This window comes from Psychrobium sp. MM17-31, assembly GCF_022347785.1.
Classification (GTDB): domain Bacteria; phylum Pseudomonadota; class Gammaproteobacteria; order Enterobacterales; family Psychrobiaceae; genus Psychrobium.
In genome coordinates, this window is record NZ_JAKRGA010000001.1 from 447,918 (window position 1) to 466,373 (window position 18,456).

General features: G+C 41.9%; 21 protein-coding genes and 1 tRNA gene. 10 read left to right on the forward strand and 12 right to left on the reverse strand.

Features of this window, described 5'->3' with window-relative positions; translation table 11 throughout:
* Nucleotides 1–20 precede the first annotated feature (20 nt).
* The 5 genes from MHM98_RS01970 to MHM98_RS01990 form a co-directional block, all read right to left on the reverse strand.
* A complete protein-coding gene (locus MHM98_RS01970; protein ID WP_239437518.1) occupies nucleotides 21–713 on the reverse strand; it encodes a flagellar hook assembly protein FlgD in 693 nt (230 codons plus the stop codon).
* A 10-nt stretch (nucleotides 714–723) separates the two neighbouring features.
* The gene (gene flgC / locus MHM98_RS01975; RefSeq protein WP_239437519.1) at nucleotides 724–1,143 is read right to left on the reverse strand and encodes a flagellar basal body rod protein FlgC; all 420 of its coding nucleotides are present in this window, start codon (nucleotides 1,141–1,143) and stop codon (nucleotides 724–726) included.
* The gene (gene flgB / locus MHM98_RS01980) at nucleotides 1,140–1,541 is read right to left on the reverse strand and encodes a flagellar basal body rod protein FlgB (RefSeq protein ID WP_239437520.1); all 402 of its coding nucleotides are present in this window, start codon (nucleotides 1,539–1,541) and stop codon (nucleotides 1,140–1,142) included. Before flgB ends, flgC begins: the two co-directional genes overlap by 4 nt.
* A gap of 110 nt (nucleotides 1,542–1,651) precedes the next feature.
* The gene (locus tag MHM98_RS01985; protein ID WP_239437522.1) at nucleotides 1,652–2,482 is read right to left on the reverse strand and encodes a protein-glutamate O-methyltransferase CheR; all 831 of its coding nucleotides are present in this window, start codon (nucleotides 2,480–2,482) and stop codon (nucleotides 1,652–1,654) included.
* A complete protein-coding gene (locus MHM98_RS01990) occupies nucleotides 2,475–3,437 on the reverse strand; it encodes a chemotaxis protein (protein ID WP_239437523.1) in 963 nt (320 codons plus the stop codon). The genes MHM98_RS01985 and MHM98_RS01990 overlap by 8 nt, the downstream gene beginning before the upstream one ends.
* 265 nt (nucleotides 3,438–3,702) lie before the next feature.
* On the opposite strand from MHM98_RS01990, the gene flgA reads away from it, so the two are divergent.
* The 6 genes from flgA (at nucleotide 3,703) to MHM98_RS02020 (ending at nucleotide 6,949) form a co-directional block, all read left to right on the forward strand.
* Nucleotides 3,703–4,329 (forward strand): flagellar basal body P-ring formation chaperone FlgA, encoded by a 627-nt coding sequence (flgA, locus tag MHM98_RS01995; RefSeq protein ID WP_275441367.1) that lies wholly within the window; start codon nucleotides 3,703–3,705, stop codon nucleotides 4,327–4,329.
* 60 nt (nucleotides 4,330–4,389) lie between these two features.
* On the forward strand, nucleotides 4,390–4,734 hold the full coding sequence (gene flgM / locus MHM98_RS02000; RefSeq protein WP_239437525.1) for a flagellar biosynthesis anti-sigma factor FlgM: 345 nt from the start codon (nucleotides 4,390–4,392) through the stop codon (nucleotides 4,732–4,734).
* A complete protein-coding gene (locus MHM98_RS02005) occupies nucleotides 4,735–5,160 on the forward strand; it encodes a flagellar protein FlgN (protein ID WP_239437526.1) in 426 nt (141 codons plus the stop codon).
* A 20-nt stretch (nucleotides 5,161–5,180) separates the two neighbouring features.
* Nucleotides 5,181–5,624: an LPP20 family lipoprotein gene (locus tag MHM98_RS02010; protein WP_239437529.1), complete on the forward strand. Its 444-nt coding sequence runs from the start codon at nucleotides 5,181–5,183 to the stop codon at nucleotides 5,622–5,624.
* 5 nt (nucleotides 5,625–5,629) lie between these two features.
* Nucleotides 5,630–6,799, forward strand: a complete 1,170-nt coding sequence (locus MHM98_RS02015) for a flagellar assembly protein T N-terminal domain-containing protein (protein ID WP_239437530.1) — start codon at nucleotides 5,630–5,632, stop codon at nucleotides 6,797–6,799.
* A gap of 73 nt (nucleotides 6,800–6,872) precedes the next feature.
* Nucleotides 6,873–6,949, forward strand: a tRNA-Arg gene (locus MHM98_RS02020).
* Between the two features lie 16 nt (nucleotides 6,950–6,965).
* Here the strand turns inward: MHM98_RS02020 and MHM98_RS02025 are convergent.
* From MHM98_RS02025 to MHM98_RS02050, 6 genes are all read right to left on the reverse strand, one after another.
* On the reverse strand, nucleotides 6,966–7,757 hold the full coding sequence (locus MHM98_RS02025) for a transporter substrate-binding domain-containing protein (RefSeq protein WP_239437532.1): 792 nt from the start codon (nucleotides 7,755–7,757) through the stop codon (nucleotides 6,966–6,968).
* A gap of 82 nt (nucleotides 7,758–7,839) precedes the next feature.
* A complete protein-coding gene (locus MHM98_RS02030; protein ID WP_239437534.1) occupies nucleotides 7,840–8,451 on the reverse strand; it encodes a DUF2913 family protein in 612 nt (203 codons plus the stop codon).
* A 71-nt stretch (nucleotides 8,452–8,522) separates the two neighbouring features.
* Nucleotides 8,523–10,835, reverse strand: a complete 2,313-nt coding sequence (locus tag MHM98_RS02035) for a DPP IV N-terminal domain-containing protein (protein WP_239437535.1) — start codon at nucleotides 10,833–10,835, stop codon at nucleotides 8,523–8,525.
* A 37-nt stretch (nucleotides 10,836–10,872) separates the two neighbouring features.
* Nucleotides 10,873–11,244 carry a ribosome recycling factor family protein gene (locus MHM98_RS02040; protein ID WP_239437536.1) on the reverse strand — a complete coding sequence of 124 codons (372 nt, stop codon included), beginning with the start codon at nucleotides 11,242–11,244 and terminating at the stop codon, nucleotides 10,873–10,875.
* A gap of 102 nt (nucleotides 11,245–11,346) precedes the next feature.
* Nucleotides 11,347–12,405: a methylated-DNA--[protein]-cysteine S-methyltransferase gene (locus MHM98_RS02045; protein WP_239437537.1), complete on the reverse strand. Its 1,059-nt coding sequence runs from the start codon at nucleotides 12,403–12,405 to the stop codon at nucleotides 11,347–11,349.
* A gap of 154 nt (nucleotides 12,406–12,559) precedes the next feature.
* Nucleotides 12,560–13,489 (reverse strand): sporulation protein, encoded by a 930-nt coding sequence (locus MHM98_RS02050; protein ID WP_239437538.1) that lies wholly within the window; start codon nucleotides 13,487–13,489, stop codon nucleotides 12,560–12,562.
* 293 nt (nucleotides 13,490–13,782) lie between these two features.
* On the opposite strand from MHM98_RS02050, the gene MHM98_RS02055 reads away from it, so the two are divergent.
* The 4 genes from MHM98_RS02055 (at nucleotide 13,783) to MHM98_RS02070 (ending at nucleotide 16,448) form a co-directional block, all read left to right on the forward strand.
* Complete coding sequence (locus MHM98_RS02055) at nucleotides 13,783–14,778, forward strand: DUF4062 domain-containing protein (RefSeq protein ID WP_239437539.1); 996 nt, start codon at nucleotides 13,783–13,785, stop codon at nucleotides 14,776–14,778.
* A gap of 410 nt (nucleotides 14,779–15,188) precedes the next feature.
* A complete protein-coding gene (locus MHM98_RS02060; protein WP_239437540.1) occupies nucleotides 15,189–15,593 on the forward strand; it encodes a hypothetical protein in 405 nt (134 codons plus the stop codon).
* Between the two features lie 187 nt (nucleotides 15,594–15,780).
* On the forward strand, nucleotides 15,781–16,146 hold the full coding sequence (locus tag MHM98_RS02065; RefSeq protein WP_239437541.1) for a type II toxin-antitoxin system RelE/ParE family toxin: 366 nt from the start codon (nucleotides 15,781–15,783) through the stop codon (nucleotides 16,144–16,146).
* On the forward strand, nucleotides 16,143–16,448 hold the full coding sequence (locus MHM98_RS02070; protein WP_239437543.1) for a DNA-binding transcriptional regulator: 306 nt from the start codon (nucleotides 16,143–16,145) through the stop codon (nucleotides 16,446–16,448). The genes MHM98_RS02065 and MHM98_RS02070 overlap by 4 nt, the downstream gene beginning before the upstream one ends.
* 85 nt (nucleotides 16,449–16,533) lie before the next feature.
* Here the strand turns inward: MHM98_RS02070 and MHM98_RS02075 are convergent, their stop codons facing one another.
* Complete coding sequence (locus tag MHM98_RS02075) at nucleotides 16,534–18,414, reverse strand: propionyl-CoA synthetase (RefSeq protein ID WP_239437545.1); 1,881 nt, start codon at nucleotides 18,412–18,414, stop codon at nucleotides 16,534–16,536.
* Nucleotides 18,415–18,456 lie beyond the last annotated feature (42 nt).

Genomic DNA, 18,456 nt, shown 5'->3' on the forward strand with positions numbered 1-18,456 from the left:
GTTCGAATCCTCTTCTTAGATTAACTTTCGGCAACCGCTAATACTTCAGATAGCGAAATATTGCCGAGCCCTCTTAAATTTAAAATAACGCCGTTGCTGCCATTGCCAAGATTTACACTTGATACATGACTATAAGTTGATACGGCTAAATCTTGTTTTTCACCATCTACAGTACCAGTGGCCTTAATGGTATAATTACCTTCTTTTACTTGGTTGCCATCATTGTCTTTGCCATCCCAAGAAAATTCGTTGTTACCCGGATTTTGTTTACCGATGTTGATTGTGCGAATTAACTCGCCAGCTTCGTTCTCAACATTAACGATGACATCACCACTTGAAGATGCTGGCATACTAATTACTGCATCAACTCCTTCATTGGCTGGTTTATTTGACACATTTGTAGGAATAAGTACTTTCTGACCAACTAGCGTCGATGCTTGTAACGCCTGCGATGACGTCATTACCGTATTCAAGTTCTCGAACTCTTTAGTCATGGTATTAATACCTTCTACGGTACTAATAGACGCCATTTGCGACAGCATCTGATCATTATCAACTGGCTTTGACGGATCTTGCTGTGATAACTGCTGTGTTAACAACTTAAAGAAATCTTCTTGGTTGAGCGTTTGGTTAGAGCCATCGTCAACTTTATAAGGCTCTTCTTTAACTCGCAGAGAGTCTAAATAAGCATTACCTGTGTTTACTGTAGTCATTTAGTCTCTCCTATCTGCCAAGTTGTAATGTTCTCATTAGCATTTGCTTTGCCGCATCTGCTACTTGAACATTGGTTTGATATGAACGTGAAGCTGAAATCATATTGGCCATTTCTTCCATCACATTAACGTTTGGTTTATAGATGTATCCGTCTTGATCAGCCATTGGATGATTAGGGTTGTATTCCATCTTGAGTGGATCTTTATCTTCTACAATACCCAGCACTTTAACCTTAACCGATTCTTCCTGTTGCCCTGCGGCAGCTTTTTGCATTTCGGCGGCAAAAACTGGATGACGACCGCGGTATGTCTGCTCAGCACTGCTGCTAACACTGTTAGCATTGGCCAAATTTGATGCGGTTACATTTAAACGCAACGACTGTGCGCTCATGCCAGAACCAGCGACATCAAAGATATTATATAAACTCATGATCCTGTTCCTTTAATAGCTAATCTTAAGCTTTTGAACTTGCCGCCTAAGAATTGCAAGCTCGATTGATACTCTAATGCATTTTGCATATACAAGTTTCGTTCCACTTGTACATCTACCGTATTTCCATCGCCAGTATCAGGCTGTGTTGGCACGCGAAAAGCCTCACCAGAAGTATCTTTAGTGGTGATATTAAAATGTTTATCGTGTGTTCTCGCCATACTAGTCGACAAGTTTTGTTTAGCGGATTTCATAGCGGTGGCAAAATCTAAATCACGCGCTTTGTAATGCGGAGTGTCGGCATTAACGATGTTACTCGCCAACATTTCGGCACGTCTTGAACGCACACCTACTGTGTATTGGGAAATACCCAGTGCCTTTTCAAATGAAATCGCCATATTTTTGTCTCTGTTACGGTTTGTAGAGATAAAAGCAAGCGATGTGCCAATATGAAGAAGATATAAAAAAAGGGCAATAATAGATGCCCTTTTTGGAAATGAATTACGGTTTAAACAGCTTGGTAAACGATGCCTGACGAACAGCGGTTCATCTTGAAATCATCAGTTAAACCATTGATAGATTCTGATGCGCCAAGCATTAAATAGCCTTCTTTATTTGTCACCTTGGCAAAGTTGGCGAATATTTGCCGCTTCACTTCCGGCGAGAAATAAATAAGCACGTTACGACAAAAAACAATGTCAAAACGACCGAGTAGCGCGAAATTGTCGAGTAAATTAAACGAGCGAAACTTCACATGACGTTTCACTTCATCCTTAATCACATAACAATTATCTGACGATGGATTAAAGAACTTGCGTAAGCGCTCAGGCGACAAACCACGCGACAGCGCTAATTTATCGTACTCACCCTTATTACAATGCGCCAACATACTGTCAGAAATGTCAGTACCCAATATTTCAAAACCAAATTTTAATGCGCCAGGGTTCTTTTCTTTATACTCTAAGCAGGTCATGGCAATAGAATAAGGCTCCTGCCCTGACGAGCTTGCCGCCGACCAAATTTTCAATGGTCGGCCAACTTTCGAAAATTCTGGCAACAAACGCGTAGTCAAAATATCAAATGGATATTTATCTCTAAACCACAGTGTTTCATTGGTAGTCATCGCATCGATAACGGTAGAGCGCAATGCACGTTCGTGAATCATCATCGCCTTTTTAACTAGCTGCGATAACGACTCACAATTTGTTTCACTTAACAGAGGTGATAAACGACTGCGCACTAAATACTGCTTACTCGCGCCAAGCACAATACCGCAGTGCTTCTCTAAAAATTTACAAAATTCCGTGTATTCTTGAGGTGTTAAATCTGCTTTATTCACTCGTTATGTCCCGAGCAGGCTCAGAATGTAAGATGTTAATATTTCGTTCAACCGCGCCCGCTAAATCATCCGGATTGAACTTGGCAATAAAATCATCGGCGCCAACGTTATCAACCATCGCTTGGTTGAATACGCCACTAAGAGAAGTATGAAGGATCACACGTAGGTCTTTCAATTTGTCTTTAGTACGAATTTCAGAAGTTAATGTATAGCCATCCATCTCTGGCATTTCAATATCTGAAATAAGCAAACCAATTTGTTCTGTAATTGATTCTTCACACTCTTCGCTGATTTCTAACAGCTTATCCAACGCTAAACGTCCATTCTTAGCTTCGACAATTTCAAGACCAAGCGGCGTTAACGCGCGTTTTATTTGATTAAGCGCTACCATAGAGTCATCGGCGATCATAATCTTCTTAGAAGTGCCTTTAACAATAGCTTTTGCATCTTCCAGCACCTCATCGGTCATTTCGTCTTCTGGTGGAGCAACTTCCATTAAGATCTTCTCAACGTCAAGAATTCCCACCATGCCATTATCGACTTCAGTTACCGCTGTTAGATAGTTGGTTTTACCCGACCCTTCTGGCGGCGGCATGATTTGTTCCCAATTGAGGTTGATAATGCGTTCAACAGAATCCACCAAAAAGCCCTGAATTGAGCGATTGTACTCTGTAATAATAATGAAGCGGTTTTCGATATCATCGATCATACGGCCACCAGTGGCCATACTTAAATCGATAACAGAAATGGTTTCACCGCGAATATGAGCTATGCCGCGAACTTCTCGCGCAAGGTTAGGTAATGAAGTAAGACGAGGACATTGGAGAACTTCCTTAACCTTAAATACGTTAATGCCATAGCGCTGCATACCGTTGAGCTTAAACAGCAATAGCTCCAATCGATTTTGTCCTACAAGTTGCGTTCTTTGATTTACTGAATCCAGGACACCGGCCATAATAGCTCCATATAATAGACAGTTAGAGAAAAGGGTTCGTTTATGCTAGATTCATCCATGAATGTTATTGTGGCCTGCACAAGCTACCTACCATGTCTACGAACAATACATTTAATACAATGATTAATTAAATAAAATATAGTGACTTATGAATAGTGTCAAACAAAGTAATCAAATTAAGCATTATATGCAAATACCACGTTTCCTAATCTTTCTATCGGCCGTCTTTGCGTTTGTTTTAGCAAAAAATGTTGCCGCTAACACAATGTCTGTTCACGAAAAAATAGAAAACCAAATACATGCCTATATTAAAGGAAAAATCGAACAATCACCCGATAAAAAATCAGAAATTACTATTTCCCCCATCGATAGAAGAAAAAAGCTGACATCTTGTGGCAATAATTTGGCAATAGCCCTGTCGTCGAAGCGAGGTATTAGACGCAACAACACAGTCAGTGTTTCTTGCCCAAATGCATGGCGAATTTTCGTGCCTGTACAAGTTAAAACGTTAAGCCCAGTGGTTACAGCTCGGCAAAACCTTGCCGTTGGCGAGCTACTGACAGTCCAAAACTTAGTCATTGAATATGTCGACACATCAATGGTCGTTGGCCCTGTTGTCTATAAAATCGAAGATATCGCTGGCTCTAAAGTTAAGCGTTACATCCAAGGTGGACGCCCGTTGCTGGCTAATCTCATCTGTATGGTGTGTAAAGACGAGCAAGTAAATATCACTGCAAAAAATGGCTCACTGCAGATTAAATCTACAGGGGTTGCCTTAAATGACGGCAGTCGCGGCCAAAAAATTTCCATCAAAAACAATAGTTCTGGTAGAATCATCGAAGCGACTGTGGTTGCAGTAGGCCACGCAGAAATAAATTTAAAAAAACGCTAAAGTTTCTTAAAGCCCCGCCGATAGAGGTTTTGAAGAGGAATATTAATAGTAGAGGCTATTATGGCATTGGATATAAACAAACTAGCAGGCAATCATAGTCAACAACTTGACAAATTGAAAAGTCAAGCACAGTCAAAAACCGATCAGGTAAAGCAGCAAAATGTGCAACAACAAGCGCAAACAGCGGCACAGGCTAAGCCAGAAGCAAAAGATTCAGTATCTTTGACACAACAGGCACAGCAGTTGCATAACATTCGAGAGAAGTTAAACAATACTTCCTCGGTAAACCAAGAGAAGGTTGAAAGTATCCGCAAAGCTATTGCAGCAGGTGAATACAAAGTTGACCCAGATAAATTGGCAGCAAACTTGGCAAAATTCGAGGGAGATCTAGAGAAGATCTTTTAAATGAATAATGAAAAACTACTGTCTTTATTAACTCTTCAGTTAACACACGTTAAGCAGCTTGATAAGCTGCTTAACGACGAAACCCAATCTCTTGTCGAGCGCGATCACGAGCTCATCGCATCACTAGCTCAAAGCAAACAACATCTTATGCAGCAACTCGAAACCATCGATGTTGAACTGTCATCCTACGCTGAGCAAATTCCACAAAGCGAATCAGCGTTAGCGCTTAAAGATGAAATTACCGACCTCTTAGCCCAGTGCCATACTAAAAATCTCGCCAATGGCAAAGCCATCGAGTTAAGCATCAATAGTATCGAGCGACTACAAGGGGCACTTATTCAAAAACGCAGTGGCAATGCCATGACGTATAACGCCAAAGGTAAAACACGCGCTGGTTCAGCGTCTAGTGGCTATATTTCTGCCTAAGCCTGCACAAGGAGAAAATGATGTTGAGATTATTAACCGCGATAGTCACTACCGTTTTACTTTGGGGCTGCACATCGTCATCGCAAGTTAAATACTACCAAGAAGCACCTAAAGAATTCGCCAAGTTTTACGCTACTGGTTATGCCCCAATTAATAGCCAAATGGGCGAGAATAAAACCGAGCGCATATTACAAGCGATAAAAGCATCGAAGCTTGAAGCCTACCGCGAATTAACAGCGCAGGTTCACGGCCATCAAATTGACGGGCAAACACAATTGTCTGAGCTAATGGTGGCTAACTCATCGCTTAATGCCTCAGTCCAAGGACTTATTCGCGGCGCTAAAGTGATCAAGAGCTATCCAGTTAGCGACGAAATCTATGCCACCGAATTAGAGCTCGATTATAAAAACCTCTACTTGCTTTACAACTCGACAGCTATGCCTCGTCGTATCATTAACGAGTAATTGTTATGAAAGCTATCGCACTCTTAAGCTGTTTATTATTAACCATTAGCACCAATGTTGCCGCGCAGTGGTATGACGCCAAAGGACGCGCACCTATTGTTAATGGTGATGAAGATATTGCCCGTAATATGGCGGTGCAAGATGCGATAAAACACACCCTGCTCTTTACAGGTGCACAAGTTAATTCTATCAGTCAACTTTCTAACGGCTTACTAAGCTCAGATCGGTTTGAAGTTCGCTCAAGCGGCAGCGTCAGAGATTTATTACTCATTAGCGAAGAAATCGTCGATGATACGATGATTGTCCACATCCGCGCCGATATCGTGGCAAGTAAAACATCTTGCCACGCGTCTAATACCAAGAAATATGTCGCGCTAACAAAATTCCCCCTCCGTAACAGACAGCAAGCTGTCGTCGGCGGTATTTTTGAGCTAGGCAGCGAAGCGGCTTATCAACTGTTTGAGCAGATGTCATCATTCAATGGTAGCTACGGCGTAAGTCAACTATTACCAATTAACCAAGTAATTGCCCCAAATTACCAGCCTTTTGTGACTGACCAATCAAATATGTCGGCGCCGCAATTACTAGCAGCACAAACCGATAGCCAATATCTATTGAGCGGCGAAGTCAAAGATGTGTCTATCGCCCGCCCGACATCTAAATGGTTTGGCATCGCCAATAACAATCCACTGCGTCAATATATTGCTACCTATACCTTGTTTGATGGTTTAACTGGCGAGAAGGTGTGGCATAAACGCTATACCACCCAAGCGCCATGGACCTTCGACCAGCGGGAAAAAATCGACCCTGCAACACAGGAGTTTTGGTCAAATGTATACGGTGAATCTATAACCAATCAACTTAAGCAAGTGACTAATGACTTAAACATCTTTCTGCAGTGCCAAAACCTGCGCGGACAAGTCATTAAGGTTAATGATAGATTTGTGACGGTAAATTTAGGTAAGCGCCACGGCTTGATGGTTGGTAACGAATTGATGGTACATCACGCGACTCAATTTACTGATGATCGCGGTATCTTACGCCAATCGACGCAAGTTAACCCGACAACTTTGGTTATCAAAACATTGTATGACAATCATTTAGAAGCTGAGGCAAAAGACAGCCCGCTCTACGGTGATATTCAAAACGATGCCATCGTTTCATTAAAACCATAGCCTTACTTAACGCAATTTCAGCACTAGAATCAATTTCTATTCTCGTGTAATTTATCAATTAATTGCTGAAAAAGTCCCCGTAACTCAGCTGGATAGAGTGCTAGCCTCCTAAGCTGGAAGTCGCAGGTTCGAATCCTGCCGGGGACGCCATATTTCTTAGCCCTATTTATTTTACAGGTTTTGCCATTCGATCTGGCATACCATAACGCGCGAGAATCTTTTCTAGTTCACCGCTTTTACGCAGTTTAACGATTCCTTCATCCATCATTTTTGCCAATGCCTTACTCTGTGGTTTGCTTTCATCAAACAGCATGCCGGCGTATTCCGTGTTACCTGTTGCTGAGGTACTTACCGCGTATTGCGGGTATTTAGTCACCATATAGTTAAGTAAATCTGGGCTGTCTAACCAAATGTCGATACGGCCAATATCAAGCATTTCCCGCACGCGTTTTAAGATATTAGATCCTGTGACATAAATGGTTTTATGAGGATTTTCAGCAAGGTATCGCGCTAGACGGCGATTTGAATTCACCGCGCCATAATAATTACCGATGGCATTAAATCTAGCAACATCAGTCACCCGAAATGGAGTCATCTGATTTTTTGGAAGGGATAAATACGCAATGCCTTTGACCATAAGCATCGGTGTTTCTGGCGTTAGGTAACCATTTTCGGTTTTATCATGCTGATAAAACGTAAAGGCCATGCCGTCGCTCATGCCTGATTTGACCAGTCGCTTAGCCCTAAGCCAGCTGTCGATGCGTTTGAATGAAACGGTATGCTCAGAGTCTTTAAAAACGGCGCGGATTATATCAATGGCCACGCCCTCTTTGCCGTTTTCTAATTTGGCATCACACGTATAAGGGCAATAAGGATTCCAAATAAACTCATAGTCAGTCGCAAGCGCATCGCTTTGGTAAATCAACCCGATTATAAAAATGCCAATCGCTCTTACCATCTTGCTACTCACTAACGCCCTGTCGTTTATTTCATCAATTTGACTCTATCACGTTATTCTATAGCCAAGCCACCTCAAAATCTTAAAAAGACTCAGGCAAGCTTGGATAATTATTATCAGGCGCTATCACAAACTGACCGTGAAATTTGACGTTTGACTTGTAATCACTGAGCTTATAACACAATACACCTAGCTCATAAGCTCGCTTAAAAAACTGCGCCTTATCGCCTCTAAGATATATGAAAAGTTCGGAGATAAATCGACCGCTATCATCAAATGCCTTGTCAAAACTATCACTGTCAATCACCAATGAAGACGACTGCTGCATTTTCACCGACAACTTTTTTCGACCAATAAGTTGATAACTCACTTGCCAATCGCTTGCTTCGATATCACTAAGAAGCGCTTCAATCACCGATTTATTAACGCCAGCACTAAAACTATCGACATGTTCAATATCACGCTTAATCGACATGAATTGCTGTTTAAGATTTGCCCCTTGTCCCAAGGTGCGTGCACTTTGCTGCCACTCTTTAAGCTGCTGAGACAAGCACACATCAAAGCGTTTTTGCTTAATGGCTTGAGTCACCCACAGACTTAAATAATGACTTTCGCTCACCGGATCATTAGCCGAAGACTCATTTAGCTCATCGAGTGCGGTGGTGGCAAGTTTTAATAAATGATGTTTAAACAAATTCGTCACCTCAAATAAAAACGCGCGGCTTAAGCCGCGCGTTTCATCATATCATTAACACTCAATGATAATTACTTTTGCTCACCAAACTTAAACTCTTTTGGTGGTTTAACACCCATTAGGTGCTCAACAAAGTAATCCCAACGCTTACGCATCATGTACGGTTCACGTGCCATGCCGTGACGGCGGTTTGGCAGCATTAATAAATCAAAGTCTTTGTTAGCCTTGATTAGCGCATCAACCACAATTAGCGTGTTAAACGGTGGAACGTTGTCATCTAATGTGCCGTGAGCAAGTAACAACTTACCTTTTAAACCATCAACAAATAACGGGTTTGATTGGTTGTCGTAGTTAGTGGTGCCATCTTCGTTCTTCTTGAACATGCCCTGCCACTTTTCGCCCCACGCATCTGCGTAGTTGCGGTTGTCGTGGTTACCAGCACCAGATACTGCCACTTTGTAGAAATCAGGGTAGCGTAAGATAGCGTTTGTCGAAGCGAAACCACCACCTGAGTGTCCCCAAATACCAACGCGATCTAAATCAAGCCAGTTGTATTTCGCACCAAGTTGCTTAATTGCAGACACTTGATCTGGAACACCGCTATCGCCCATATCGCCAAAGTAGAACTCGTGGAACTTCTTAGAGCGCATTGGTGTGCCTAGAGCATCAATCTCAATCAAGATAAAGCCAAGCTCAGCCATTGCTTGCTTATCGCCACGTGATGCAACAAACGAACGTGAACCGATACTACCAGTTTGTGGGCCTGGGTATAGGTAGTTAATTACAGGGTATTTCTTAGTTGGATCAAAGTTTGATGGTTTGTACATCAAGCCGTGAATATCGAAATTACCGTCGCGATCTTTAACCACAAAGGCTTCTGGCGCGCGCCATGCAGTTGCTTGAAGCGCACTGATGTCTGATTTTTCTAATGCAACAGCCACTTTGCCATCGATGTTACGAATAACGCTTGTCGCTGGCACGCTTGGTGTTGAGTAAGAATCAACAAAGTAGCTGCGATCTTCACTTAACTTAACGCTGTGATCGCCCTGCTCTGGTGTTAACAACGTTAACTCGCTACCGTCGAATTTCGCTTTGTAGAAATATTGGAAATACGGGTCACCTTTTTCACGGCCAGCGCCAGTGAAGTAAAGCTCGCGGTTTTTCTCATCGATAGCACGAACTTGTAATACATTCCAGTTACCTTCAGTCACGGCATTCTTAAGTGTGCCAGTGCCTAAATCGTACAGATATAAATGGCCCCAATCGCTGCGCTGCGAGAACCAGATAACTTCATTAGATTTTGGTAAGAAGAACCAGTTGGCTTTGCCTTTACCAGATTCGAAGAACGTGCTCGCCTTCTCATCAAGAATCGTTGCAACCTTACCAGTCTTAGCATCGGCAACTTTTAGTGTCGCATGGTTGTGATCGCGTGATACTGAAACATAAGCTAGTGAGTCACTCGCCTTGTTCCATTGCACGTCTAACATCTTACCGCGGCTGTATACGTGGTCAGTTACAGTAGAACGTTGATAATCCGGCGCGTCTTTTAAACGAACCACTTTTTTGCTATCAACATCGATAATCACGCGCTCAAGCATGAATGTATGCTCGTCACCCGGCAGTGGATATTTCCAGCTATCAAGTGTTGGATGACCAACGTTGGTCGTTACCAAGTGCATAGATTTTACTTTGCGGCCATCGTGTTGGAAGGTAGCGATTTTCTTAGAATCTGGCGACCACATCATCACTGGTGTTTTAGAACGGATCCAACCAGCGTTATTGGTGCCGTAACCAAAGTCTTCAACGCCATCTTTAGTTAGCTGTGTTTTCTTGCCGCTAGCGACATCAAGTAACCACAAGTTGTTGTCTTTAATAAACGCCGCTTTTTTACCATCAGGTGATACTACCTGACCAGCAACATAGTGCTTCTTATCAGCCTTATCACAACTGACTGGTGCTAGCTGACATTCCATCGACGTTTTGCCAAGGCGAAATGCAATCGATTTACCTTCGTCGCTAAACTTAAATGATTTAAATGGCAGAGTTGTCGCCGTGTAAGACTTTTCATCGTTTGACAATGCACTAGCAATAGCCGCGTGATCAAACGCCGCTGCTTTAGTGCCTTTAGCAGCATCAGCAATCACAAACTCATGACCGCCTTTTACAGACGTACGATACAGTAAACGGTTATCACCAAGCCATTTGCTGGCTTCAACAGTGCCGTAAACTAACTTATTAGTGTGAGAACGCAATTGACGTTCAGCGCGTTGATAATCGCTAACTGTCAACGCTTGTGACGTTGGCTGACTAGTCGTCGCACAACCGGACGTAATAGCAACCACACTGGTTGCAATCAGTGAAATACCCAGTTTTCTATTAAGCATAGATAGAACCTTAGTTATTGTTTTATTTGAATTAGTTTCAATCATCCATCCATTCGGCTTCATCGAGAACCTGACGAGCCTGAGCCAACGTACAATCTGTTAGCGCGATAAGCTGATTAGTAGAAATTGCTGGATTTAGCTTAACCAAATTAAGTAATTCTTGTTGGGTCAGCGATTGCTTTTGCTCTCGCAACAACTTGGCAAACCATAGCCAACTTGGCTGGTCAGCAGCTTCTACATCACTGATAATCTTGGCTATTTGCTTGGCATCTGCAATAAGCATCCAATTGCGAGAACGCCCCTTGCGCGACAAGTGTGCTCCGCTATCGCGGATAATGGCTTTTAATAAATAGGCATCAAAACACTTGCGTACAAATGCATTGAGGATAATTTTTGTTTTCTCGGCCACAAGCAAAGTAATGGATTGAAAGTGATGGCGTATTCTACCAATCTGACCAAAAATCTCACTACCTTTGTGGCGCAAAGATATTACAAAGTGTTACTGAAAATATTATTGACTGAGGAACTTAGCTTCGTGCTCTAACAACCACTTCTTGCGGGCAAGGCCACCAGCGTACCCCGTGAGACTGCCGTCTTTACCAATAACGCGATGACAAGGAATAACAATAGCAATACGGTTTTGACCATTAGCGCTAGCAACCGCACGAATGGCTTTCTCGTTACCTAATTTGACTGCCTGCTGCAGATAACTTGTCGTGGTGCCATATTCCAGCTCGCGCAGCCCTTGCCACACAGACTCACGAAAGGCGGTTGATGGCGTATAAAGGGTTAAATCAAACTGCTGGCGACTGCCCGCGAAATACTCAGCAAGCTCAGCTTTCGCTTGCTTGATATGCTCGTTCTCCCCCGCCATCATCACACCATCAAGACGTTGTTGTAATTCTTCAAATTCTTGCTTTAAGTTTTTGCGATCGACAAACTCGATTAAACACACCCCTTGCGCGGTTGCACACACAAACATCGGACCGATAGGCGTGGTTAAACGATCAATCAAGATAATGGTTTTGCCATCTTCATTATTCGGCGAATGTCCTGTCATCTTCTTAAAGGCTTCGTTAAAACCACTCAACGACTCATAGCCACTGTCAAAGGCCGTATCTATCGCCTTTTTACCATTATCTAATTCTTTCATCGCATTATTCATTCGCATCATTCGGGCATAAGACTGAAACGTCATGCCATAGTGTTTGTTAAACCAACGGCGCACTGTTTCAGGCGTAATGCCATTGGCTTTTAAATCGGTATCTTTTACTTTTTGGGTTAAATCCGTTTTAACCAACTCCACCGCGCGTTTCACCATCAGCGGCATTTCATTGGCTTTTTCTAGCGGTTTACACACCTTACAGGGACGAAAGCCCGCCTTAACCACATCGTCAATCGAGGTATAAAAATCGACATTTTCTTTCTTGGGTTTACGGGCATGACAGGTCGCAATACAAAAAATCGAGGTCGTTTTTACCGCCACATAAAAGCTACCCACATAACTAGGCTGGCGTTCACATAGTGCTTTATAAAAATCATCGATTAACTGTGGTTGGGTCACTAACATCTTATACTCAGCACACGCTTGTCAGAAAAAGAAAAGGCTATCACTTAACAGCTTAATGTTAAGGATAGCCTTGGTTCATAACTCATCACAACCGAAAACTGGACAAGTATTTTTTATGATTAGTGCCTACAGCCTTCTTTATAGCTATTATTGCTTAGCAGTGCTCATCAATTGCGCCGTGCAGCACATCGGTTACCGCATCTAAGTCGTAGTCATGAATTTCAACCCATAACTTAGTTTCATCACGGCCAATCATCGATGCGAAGAAACCGCTGATACCTTTCGCCTTGCGATCAACTTCGACCATCAGCTCTAGCGAATCGTCGTGATTAACCATCAACATTTCAACTTCATCGACACGGCCTCTGAAATCACCAGAATGAGCGTTAAATTCAAACTCTTGCACAAAGTGACCACCCAGCGCGTTACTCGCTTCGTTCTCAACTTCACCTAAGGCAAAACCAAGCTGACTCATCGCCACCAGCACTGCGTTTTGACGCTCGTTTGGCACCACATGCAGCATATCTTTGTCTGATTTATCCAGCGCGTAATCGATGTCTAAATCGGTATCAACCCACACACGTGACTGACCAAGTGATAACGGCGTGTTGGCTGGTAATGGAATTTCAAAATCGAAGTTAAGTTGCTGCCCTTCTTCAACATCAAAGCTGTCAGATACTTGATAAGACGCTAACACCGCCGTGTGCTCAACAATACGCTCGTGCTCGTTGTCATCATCATCGGTGTAAGTTTCTTCGCTAAAGTAATTACAACACACGTGAATTTTGATGTGATTAATATGCTGCTGCGTCGAACCACCATCAACCTGTACCGTTCCCGACAACACCTGTGTCGGCGCCACTTCTGGATTGTGAATAATGGTATCCACCTTAGCACTACCAATGCCTACCGACGATAAAACCTTCTTGAAAAATGACATAATGTTCCTTGTATCTAAATCGATGTTGATCACTGTTGGGGAGTAATCTAACTCATTATTGGGGGAATTACACGTTAATGAGTCAAAGTGGGTTGCATCATCATTCGTTTGTGAATGTTGCGCAGTTTGATGCACTCTTTCCACAGTTCGTCACTTTTAATGTTTTGATTTAATGAGAATTTATAAAAATCTCCTGCGTCATACATTGCACAGGCGTTCAATGTATGACGCAATGTTCACTTTCTCCAAGAGAAAAAACCGACAAAAATTACAACGTTAGAATTTAAAGCTTTGACTTAAAATCGTTTTATTATTAGATTTGTGGGCAATTTAAAAAATAGCGTGCTGTTTTTATTGTGCATGCGTGATAAATACACTGTTAGGTGTTCAATCAAATTTCGTGCAACATAGTACCTCAAAGGAAAGATAAATAGAAAATGGCAAAGCCAAGAATATTCATTAGTTCAACTTATTATGATTTAAAACATATTCGCAACAGTATTGAGAGATTTGTTTCTGATCTAGGCTATGAATCAGTATTGTTTGAAAGTGGCGACATCCCTTTCGATCATCAAGATCCATTAGACGAATCATGCTACAAAGAAATAGAAACATGTCATATATTTGTTCTCATTATTGGTGGTAGATATGGTTCCTCTGTTTCGAATGAAGAAAACTCATTACCTGAAGATGAACTAGAAAAACACTATCATCACTTCAACTCGATTACGCGAAAAGAATATGAGACAGCTAAAAAACTAGATCTGCCAATATATATATTTGTAGACAAAGGGGTTTCCGCAGAATATCAAACCTATAAAGAAAATAGAGAAAATACATCTATAAAATATGCTCATGTAGATAGCGTAAATATCTTTAAACTTTTAGATTCTATTCACTTACAGAGAAGAAACAATCTAGTCAGAGAGTTTGAAAAATTTGATGACATCTCTTCATGGCTAAGAGAGCAATGGTCAGGACTTTTTGCTAAATATTTATCAAATAGATCCTCTGAATCCAACTTAAAATCATTAGCTAGGCAACTAGGTAACTTAGAAGATGTTGCAAGCGCTTTAAAAGATTACTCGGAAAACCTTCTAATAAATGTAAGTCCCCAGAACTCAGAACAACTTATCTCTGAAACTAATGAAAAACTTAAACATAAAAAAGAACTGAGCATCTTTGAAAGCTATAGATTTATCAAGCACTTAATTAATGACCATGGCGCTGATCCTGAAAAGCTTTTTGATGTATTTGTAGTATCTAAAACCTTAACTCAGTTTAAAAACAAGGCTAATGAGATGTTGCCAGAGGGGAAGACTTGCGGAGCATTTATTAGCCCTAAAGTAAGATTTGAGTTAGAAGATTTGCGAGAAGAATTAGATCTCAATGAATGGAAAAGGATGCCCCGGAGAAAAACACCTAACAAGTAAATCCAGGTGACGCCTACGGCGCACCTGATTTAGGCGTTAGAGCTATCGAGGGTATATTAGTGAAAAAAAGGACACCCACAAATTTCTCTATGATTTTTAACCCTTTACGACTGTAACAAACAAAAAGCTCAGTAATTAACAATAATTACTGAGCTTTTTTATTCAATTTTAACAGCCACGATTGATTAAAAAATTCAATCTCTCCCTACACTAAATTTTCTTCATTCTTCCGCATTGAGAAAAAGGGACACCCAAAAAATTCTCTTTGATTTTTAAAGTATTACAATTTCACTTCCCAATAAAGCTCAGCAAATAAAAATAATTGCTGAGCTTTAACGCCCACAATCGATACGAAATCAAATGGATTCATTGGACATCATTAACCAACAAATAAAAACCAAGGAAACTCAGTGATAACCATTGATAACTTCACCATTGAAAAGCATCAGGGTGACTACGAAAACAGGCCGTTAAAGTCAGCCCTGCACTTCAATGGTGAAAAGTTAAATTTAAAGGTATCTGGCTATGTTATTGAAAAGCAGTTTGAACTGCCCAATTACTTCCTACTGCTCATAAATTGGGATTGCCCGTTCGAGGAAGGATGCGAGATTGTTGTATTAAATAAGGACTTTAAAATTGTTGGCAACTACAGCTTTACGCCGTTTTATCACAGCTATTTATTAACGAGCTTTTGCGAACTATCAGCCAATCAATATCAGTTAGTTTTTAATGACTCTGATAGCTTCGAACTAATCGTCAACTACCCCAAACGTCGCTTATTTAGCAAAGTTGTTTGCGTAAATAAGATCAATTAGAAGAATAATAAAATTGAGGTAGCACTGTTATTAAAGCTGCTTCTATCAATTTTCACATAATCAAAAACAACACTTCAGATCATAGTCTACGCTAAGTTATCAAAGTGAATTATCCCCAGTTTGCGGCCAAGCGAGCTGGATAACCGCCTTTGTTAAACGTTGAAAACATACCCTAATGGAGTATACTTTGATTTACAAAACCAGAGTTTTTGCTTCTTTAACTAAAAAAGAAACTATATCGGACAATGATCTAATCACTGCTTGCTTGGAAATGAGCGATGGTCTTTTCGATGCGGACTTAGGTGGTAACCTTTATAAAAAACGTATTGCCTCAGGTAATAAAGGTAAAAGTGGTGGCTACCGTACAATTGTCGGCGCAGTCATTGGAGACAGATATTTTTTCCTGTATGCCTTTGCGAAAAGTGATAGAGCAAATATCAATGCTAAAGAAAAACTGGCATTAAAAGAGTTAGCAAAAGAGATTTTAGCGTTTGAAGAGAAAGAGATTAACCAACTAGTAAAAGATGGTGAATTGATTAAGGTAGGTAAATGATGAGTGACATTCTAAAGGCAGTTCATGACACAGCGAAAGGCTTGCAAGATTCAGGAGCTATCAGCAAAACAACTATGAGAAAGTTTGATGCCCTATGTCTAACCACAATACATGAATTTACGCCGGAACAAGTAAAATCGCTTCGAAAGAAAAACAACCTTTCACAGCCTGTCTTTGCGCAGTATCTAAATGTCAGTGATAAGTTAGTGAAAAAATGGGAACAAGGTGAAAGCAAACCAAGAGGCGCGGCATTGAAAATGCTTTCTCTCGCCGAAAAGAAAGGCTTGGAAGCTATTGCATAACCATAGAAAAAAGAAATTAGAAATTTAGAAGGCATGTAAATATTGCTGGTTAGGTAAGTAACCAGCAATATTTAACAACACTAACCTACAACACCGCCGACAACGTTTCTAACACTGACTCATCTTCGATTGTCGCTGGCACAACAAACTCATCGCCGTTGGCCATTTTCTTCATAGTGGCTCGAAGAATTTTACCTGAGCGAGTCTTTGGCAATTTCTCAACACAGTGCACACGCTTAAACGCCGCTACTGCGCCAACTTGTTCACGCACCAATGATACTAACTCTTTGCTCACTTCTTCGGCTGATTTGTTGTTGCCACTACTTAATACAACTAACGCTAATGGCAATTCGCCTTTTAGTTCATCGTTGACACCAATCACTGCGCCCTCGGCGACACTTGGGTGATCACAAATCACTTCTTCCATGCGGCCAGTAGATAAACGGTGCCCTGCTACGTTAATCACATCATCGATACGGTTCATTACAAATAGGTAATCATCCTCATCTAAATAGCCAGCATCACCTGTTAGGTAATACCCTTCGATTTGGCTTAGATAAGCGTCGTAGAAACGTTCGTTGTTATTCCACAGTGTTGGCAGTGTGCCCGGCGGTAATGGCAGTTTTGCGACTATCATGCCTGATTGGCCTTGCGGCACTTGCTCGCCAAATTCATCGACGATTTGCACGTCGTATCCTGGTACGGCACGTGCTGGAGAGCCAGCTTTAACTTCACTTGGGCAGCTACCTAATAAGTTAGACGCCATTGGCCAGCCAGTTTCGGTTTGCCACCAGTGATCGATCACAGGAATTTGTAATTGGTCTTGCGCCCAATGCAAGGTTGCTGGGTCACAACGCTCGCCAGCAAGGTATAGTGCATTAAGACATGAAATATCGTATTTCTTAATAAACTCACCGTCAGGATCACAGCCGCGAAGTGCGCGGAATGCCGTTGGTGCAGTAAAGAAGCTTTTCACATTATATTCACTAATAATGCGCCAGAATGTGCCAGCATCTGGTGTACCTATTGGCTTACCTTCGAATACTACCGTCGTCGAGCGATTGATAAGCGGGCCATAACAAATAAAAGAATGGCCTACTACCCAACCAACATCCGATGCCGCCCAGAACACTTCGCCTGGTTTCACGTTGTAAACGTGCTTCATTGACCACGCTAGCGCCACCGCATGACCGCCGTTATCGCGCACCACGCCTTTAGGCTGCCCTGTGGTTCCAGAGGTATATAAAATGTAGAGTGGATCTGTCGCCGCAACACTAACACAGCCCACAGGCTCAGCAGCTTCAACAGCTTCGTTCCAATCGACGTCACGACCAGCAGTCATTTCAGCAGTCAGCTGTGGGCGCTGCAGAATAATTGTATGCGTTGGTTTGTTAGCGGCAATCTCGATGGCTTCGTCAAGCAGTGGCTTGTACGCAACAAGACGATTAGGTTCAATACCACATGAGGCGCTTAGAATTAGTTTAGGTTTCGCATCATCAATTCGTGTTGCGAGCTCTGGCGCAGCAAAACCACCAAAAACTACTGAGTGAATCGCGCCAATACGCGCACAAGCGAGCATACCAATTACGGCTTCAGCGACCATTGGCATATAAATGACCACAGTATCGCCTTTCGTCACACCAAGATTGGTCATCGCGCCAGCAAGTCTTGCTACTTTGTCTTGTAGCTCATTAAAGGTCAGTTGGTATTTTACGTCGGTAACTGGTGAATCATAAATAATAGCGGCTTGTTCGCCATAACCATCTTCAACGTGTCTATCGACGGCGTTGTAACAGGTGTTTAGCTCCGCACCTTTAAACCAGCGATAAAAAGGTTTGTTGCTGTCATCAAGAATTTCATCGGCTTCTTTATTCCAGCTAATGGCTTTGGCGGCTTCGCCCCAGTAGCCTCGTGGATCGTCGATGGCGTGTTGTTTGAGTGTTTGATAGTCGAGTTGCTCAGTCATTGTTCTTGTTCTCATTCTTCTAATCAATGTTGACTATAACTA